The following is a 5300-nucleotide window of genomic DNA, read 5'->3' as shown; positions in this document are numbered from 1 at the left end:
TGCTCGCCGCCCGGCCGGGCGAAGGCGTGGTCGCAGCCGGCATAGCTGTGGATCGTGATCTGCGGATGGTTCTTCAGGTTCTGCTGGATGATCGCCTGGGCCGGCTTGGGCACGAACTGATCCTCCTCGGCCACGTGCAACATCAGCGGGTGGGTCAGCTTGTCGGCTTCCCCGGTCAGGCCCTCGATGCCTACCCCGTAATAGGAAACAGATGCGTCGCAGTCGGTGCGGGCGGCCGTCAGGAAGGCGAGCTTGCCGCCCAGGCAGAAGCCCACCGACCCGACCTTGCCGGTGCAGCTGGGTTCGGCGCGGACATATTTGATCACTGCGGCGATGTCCTCGACGCCCTTGTCGGCGTCAAAGGCGTTCATCAGGGCGAAGGCCTTCTTCCATTCGGCCTCGGACTTGTCGGTGATGTCGACGCCGGGCTCGATCCGCCAGAACAGGTCGGGGCAGATGGCCAGATAGCCCTGGGCGGCCAGGCCGTCGGTGATCTCGCGCATCACCGCATTGACCCCGAAGATCTCCTGGATGACCACGACGGCCGGGGCCATGGCCTGGGCGGGCCTGGCCAGATAGGCGGAAAAGCTTCCGTCCTGGGTGCTGATGCTGATCGTCTCGCCCATGTTCGGCTCCGGGGTTTCACGTGAAAGAAGGTGGCGTCTTCCTAACGCGCCACGGCGACAGGTGGGTATCGGAAATGCGGTTGGCGAGGAGGCTAGTAGGTGTCTCCCCTTGCGGCGTGTCGGCGACGCCCCCCATAACTGCGTCCTCAATCGAAAGGTCCGTGCCATGAAGATGACCGTCGAGATCGACTGCACCCCCCTGGAAGCCCGGGCCTTTCTCGGCCTGCCGGATGTCACCACCCTCAACGAGAAGCTGGTGGAGGAGATGCAGAGCCGGATGAGCGCCAATATCTCCATGCTGTCGCCGGATGAGCTCCTGAAGAATTGGACCGCCTTCGGGGTCGGCGCCCAGGAGCAGTTCCGCAAGCTGATGGACATGGGCATGGCGGCCGCCCGCCCGAAGTGAGCCTGTCCCGAGTGAGCCGTTTCACGTGACCGATACGATTTTCGCCCCCGCCACGGCCCCGGGCCAGGCGGCGGTGGCGGTGGTCCGGCTGTCCGGACCCCAGACGGCCCAGGCCCTCGCCGCCCTGGCCGGCCGCCTCCCCCGGCCCCGCATGGCGACGCTCAGGGTCCTGAAGACTGCGGGGGGCCAGCCGATCGACCAGGCCCTGGCCCTCTGGTTTCCCGCTCCGGCCAGCTACACCGGCGAGGACAGCGCCGAGTTTCACGTGCACGGGGGCGCGGCCGTGGTCGCCGCCCTGCTCCAGGCCCTCGCGGCCCAGGGCCTGCGCCTGGCGGAACCCGGGGAATTCACCCGCCGGGCCTTCGAGAACGGCAAGCTCGACCTGGCCCAGGCCGAGGGCGTGGCCGATCTGATCGCCGCCGAGACCGAGGCCCAGCGCCGCCAGGCCCTGGACCAGCTCGACGGCGCGCTGGGTCGCGCCCAGGCGGGGTGGCGCGACGCCCTGGTCGAGGCCCTGGCCATGTTCGAGGCGGCCGTCGACTTTCCCGACGAGGAGGTTCCGGCCGATGTCGCCAGCCGCGCCGGTCCCCATCTCGACCATCTGATTTCCGAGCTCGAGGCGGCCCTGCAGGGGGTGCAACGGGCCGAGCGGGTCCGCGAAGGCTTCCGCATCGCCCTGATCGGCGCCCCCAATGCCGGCAAGAGCACCCTGCTCAACGCCCTGGCCGGCCGGGACGCGGCCATTGTCACCGCCACGCCGGGGACGACACGGGACGTCATCGAGGCCCATCTGCGGCTCGGCGGCTACAAGGTGGTCCTGGCCGACACCGCCGGGCAGCGGGAGACGGAGGATGAGATCGAGGCCGAAGGGGTGCGCCGCGCCCGGGCCTGGTCCCAGGACGCCGACCTGCGGATCTGGGTGGTGGATGGGTCCGGACAGGCCCCCGCCCCGCCCCCACCGGGCCTGAAGGCCGGGGATCTCTGTGTGATCAGCAAGGCCGACCTGCCTCCCGGGGCCGAAACCGGCCGCGCCCAGTTGGAATCACGGGCCTTGGAGCTGGAGCTCCACCGGATCAGCGCACGTGAAACAGCCGACCTGACCGCCCTGGAGACCCTATTGACCGATCACGTGGTCGCCGCCCTGGCCGGATCGGAGCCGCCGGCCGCCACCCGCCTGCGTCACGCCGCCCTGCTGGGCGAGGCCCTGGAGCGGCTGCAGCTGGCGCGGCGCCACCAGGACGATCTCGAACTGGCCGCCGAGGACGTCCGCCTGGCGGGCCGGGCCCTGGACCGTATCACCGGCCGCATCCATCCCGAGGACGTGCTTGACCGGGTGTTTTCCAGCTTCTGCATTGGAAAATAAGCTGTTTCACGTGAAACACCCCCCGACAGCCTTCGGATAACCCCTCACCCCACCCTCTCCCCGTAAACGGGGCGAGGGAGCAGGCTGCGGAATCCGATCCGCTGCGGATCCCCTCTCCCCGTCTGCGGGGAGAGGGCTAGGGTGAGGGGTCTTCCCCCTCCCCGCCAGATACCCCTTCACAAAGCGCCTCAATCCCCGGGTTTCACGTGAAACCCCGCCCGCCTTCCGCTATAGGACCAGCCCGCCCATATGGGCTGGATGAGGGCGAGACCTTGAGCGTCTGGGACGTGATCATCATCGGCGGCGGCCACGCGGGCTGCGAGGCGGCGGCGGCGTCCGCCCGCGTCGGTGCGCGCACGCTTCTGCTGACCCACAAGCTCGAAACCATTGGCGAGATGAGCTGCAACCCGGCCATTGGCGGCCTGGGCAAGGGCCATCTGGTCCGCGAGATCGACGCCCTGGACGGGGTGATGGGTCGGCTGGCCGATGTCGCCGGCATCCAGTTCAGGATGTTGAACCGTTCCAAGGGCGCCGCCGTGCGCGGTCCGCGCTCGCAGATCGACCGCAAGCTCTATCGCCAGGCCATGCAGGCGGAGCTCGCCGCCACCCCGAACCTGACGATCCGGGCCGAAGCGGTCGAGGATCTGCTGATCACCGATGGCCGGGTGGCCGGGGTGATCGGGGCCAGCGGCGAGGTCTATCCCGCCGGCCGCGTGGTCCTGACCACCGGCACCTTCCTGAAGGGGATCATCCACCTCGGCGACACCCGCACCCCGGCCGGCCGGGTTGGCGACGCCCCGGCGATCGGGCTTTCCGACCGGCTCTACAGCCTGGGTCTGGCCATGGGACGGCTGAAGACCGGCACCCCGGCCCGGCTGGACGGAACCACCATCGCCTGGGATCGGCTGGAGATGCAGGCGGCGGACCCGGTTCCGGTCCCCTTCTCCTTCCTGACCGACAAGATCACCACGCCCCAGATCGCCTGCGGCGTGACCTTCACGACGGAAGAGACCCACAGGATCATCGCCGAACGGCTGTCGGAATCGGCGGTCTATGGCGGCCGGATCAATGGGCGTGGGCCCCGCTACTGCCCCTCCATCGAGGACAAGGTGGTGCGGTTCGCCGACAAGACCAGCCACCAGATCTTCCTGGAGCCCGAGGGCCTGGACGACGACACCGTCTATCCTAATGGCATCTCCACCTCGGTGTCGCCGGAGACCCAGGACCTGTTCCTGCGGACCATTCCCGGGCTCGAGGCCGTGCACGTGAAACGCTACGGCTATGCGATCGAGTACGATTACGTCGATCCGCGCGAGCTTTCCCCCGCCCTGGAGGTCAAGCGCCTGCCCGGCCTCTATCTGGCCGGCCAGATCAATGGCACCACGGGTTATGAGGAGGCCGGCGCCCAGGGCCTGGTCGCAGGCCTCAACGCCGCCCGCGCCGCCGGGGGTTCCGAGCCCGCCATCTTCGGCCGCGACGAAGCCTATATCGGGGTGATGATCGACGACCTGGTCACCCGGGGCGTCACCGAACCCTATCGGATGTTCACCAGCCGGGCGGAATTCCGCCTGTCCCTGCGGGCCGACAACGCCGACCAGCGGCTGACCGACCGGGGCCTGGCCCTGGGCCTGGTTGGACGGGCACGTGAGACCGCCTGGACCGCCAAGTCCGCCGCCCTGATCGCGGCCCGCACCCGCGCCGCCGCCCTGACCCTGACCCCGAACGAAGCCGAGAAGGCCGGTTTGCCGGTCAAGGCTGATGGCCAGCGCCGCGACGTGACCCAGCTCCTGGCCTATCCGACCATCGCCTTCGACGACCTGGCCCGGATCTGGCCGGAAATCTCCGCCTGGGCGCCCCAGGTGCGGGAGCAGATCGAGATCGACGCGGCCTATGCCGGCTATCTGGACCGCCAGGCGGCCGACGCCCAGGCCTTCCGCCGCGACGAAGACCTGCGCCTCGACCCCCAGCTCGACTATCGGTCGGTCGGCGGGCTCTCCAACGAGGTCCGCGAGAAGCTGATCACCGTCCGCCCCCTGACCCTTGGCCAGGCCGCCCGCATCGAGGGTGTGACCCCCGGCGCCCTCTCAGCCCTGTTGGCCCATGTCCGCCGCCGCACCGCAGCCTGATCCCGCCCGCCCGGAGGTGACCGACGCCGCGAGCTTCGCCGCAGTGACGGGCGCTGACGCCCGGGCCCTGTCGGACCTTGAGCAATACCGGTCATACCTGGTCGATTGGAACCAGCGGATGAACCTGGTGGGGCCCGCGACCCTCGACGTCTTCTGGTCGCGGCACGCCTGGGACTCCGCCCAGATCCTGCCCCTGGCGCCCGAGGCGCTCACCTGGGCCGACCTCGGAACGGGCGCAGGATTGCCAGGTATCGTGCTGGCGATCCTCGGAAAACACCGCCCCGGCTTCCATGTCCATCTGGTGGAATCCATGGCCAAGCGCTGCCGCTTCCTGACCGAGGTGGTCGAAGGATTGGCGCTTCCGGCCACCGTTCATAATTCTCGTGCGGAAGACTTGTCACTGGCTGTGGATATCGTCACGGCTCGGGCTTGCGCCCCCCTCTCGCGATTGCTTGGGTATGGCCGGCCCTACCTGCAGCGTGGCGCGGTGGCTCTGTTCCTGAAGGGACAAGATGTTGCGGCCGAATTGGATGATGCAGCTAAATCTTGGGATTTCGAGGCCGACGTGTTGCCCAGCTTGAGTGATGTGAGAGGCCAGATCGTGCGCGTGAGGAGACTGGGCCGTGGCCGTTAAGTCCGAACCGGGGAAACGCGCCCTACGCGTGCTGGTGGTCGCCAACCAGAAGGGTGGGGTGGGCAAGACCACCACGGCCATCAATCTCGGCACCGCTCTGGCCGCCGTCGGCGAGAAGGTGCTGCTGATCGATTCCGATCCCCAG

6 protein-coding genes are annotated in these 5300 nt (G+C 68.7%); 5 read left to right on the top strand and 1 reads right to left on the bottom strand.

The annotated features are described in order from the left end of the window. The coding region (locus tag Q7P21_RS19150) for a dienelactone hydrolase family protein (RefSeq protein WP_304179690.1) at positions 1-626 on the bottom strand (626 nt) is incomplete at its 3' end. 166 nt (positions 627-792) lie between these two features. Between Q7P21_RS19150 and Q7P21_RS19145 the strand changes: the two genes are divergently transcribed. From Q7P21_RS19145 to Q7P21_RS19125, 5 genes are all read left to right on the top strand, one after another. Further along, a complete protein-coding gene (locus Q7P21_RS19145) occupies positions 793-1032 on the top strand; it encodes a DUF6489 family protein (RefSeq protein ID WP_304169066.1) in 240 nt (79 codons plus the stop codon). Positions 1033-1057: 25 nt separating this feature from the next. Continuing rightward, a complete protein-coding gene (gene mnmE, locus Q7P21_RS19140) occupies positions 1058-2395 on the top strand; it encodes a tRNA uridine-5-carboxymethylaminomethyl(34) synthesis GTPase MnmE (RefSeq protein ID WP_304169061.1) in 1338 nt (445 codons plus the stop codon). Between the two features lie 272 nt (positions 2396-2667). Beyond that, positions 2668-4521: a tRNA uridine-5-carboxymethylaminomethyl(34) synthesis enzyme MnmG gene (mnmG, locus tag Q7P21_RS19135; protein WP_304179686.1), complete on the top strand. Its 1854-nt coding sequence runs from the start codon at positions 2668-2670 to the stop codon at positions 4519-4521. Beyond that, positions 4496-5155, top strand: coding sequence for a 16S rRNA (guanine(527)-N(7))-methyltransferase RsmG (gene rsmG, locus Q7P21_RS19130; RefSeq protein WP_304179683.1), 660 nt, complete (start codon positions 4496-4498; stop codon positions 5153-5155). Before mnmG ends, rsmG begins: the two co-directional genes overlap by 26 nt. Further along, a partial coding sequence (locus Q7P21_RS19125) for a ParA family protein (RefSeq protein ID WP_304179693.1) occupies positions 5145-5300 on the top strand: 156 nt, incomplete at its 3' end. The genes rsmG and Q7P21_RS19125, both read left to right, overlap by 11 nt.

This window comes from Phenylobacterium aquaticum (assembly GCF_947378715.1).
GTDB classification, from domain to species: Bacteria; Pseudomonadota; Alphaproteobacteria; order Caulobacterales; family Caulobacteraceae; genus Phenylobacterium; species Phenylobacterium aquaticum_A.
The sequence above is the reverse complement of the archived record's forward strand: the minus strand, read 5'-3'. Positions and strand labels throughout refer to the sequence as shown.

Bases quoted from the DNA above. Each gene is read 5' to 3' on its own strand.
- Q7P21_RS19145 (WP_304169066.1), top strand. From the start codon at position 793: ATGAAGATGACCGTCGAGATCGACTGCACCCCCCTGGAAGCCCGGGCC.
- rsmG (WP_304179683.1), top strand. From the start codon at position 4,496: ATGTCCGCCGCCGCACCGCAGCCTGATCCCGCCCGCCCGGAGGTGACC.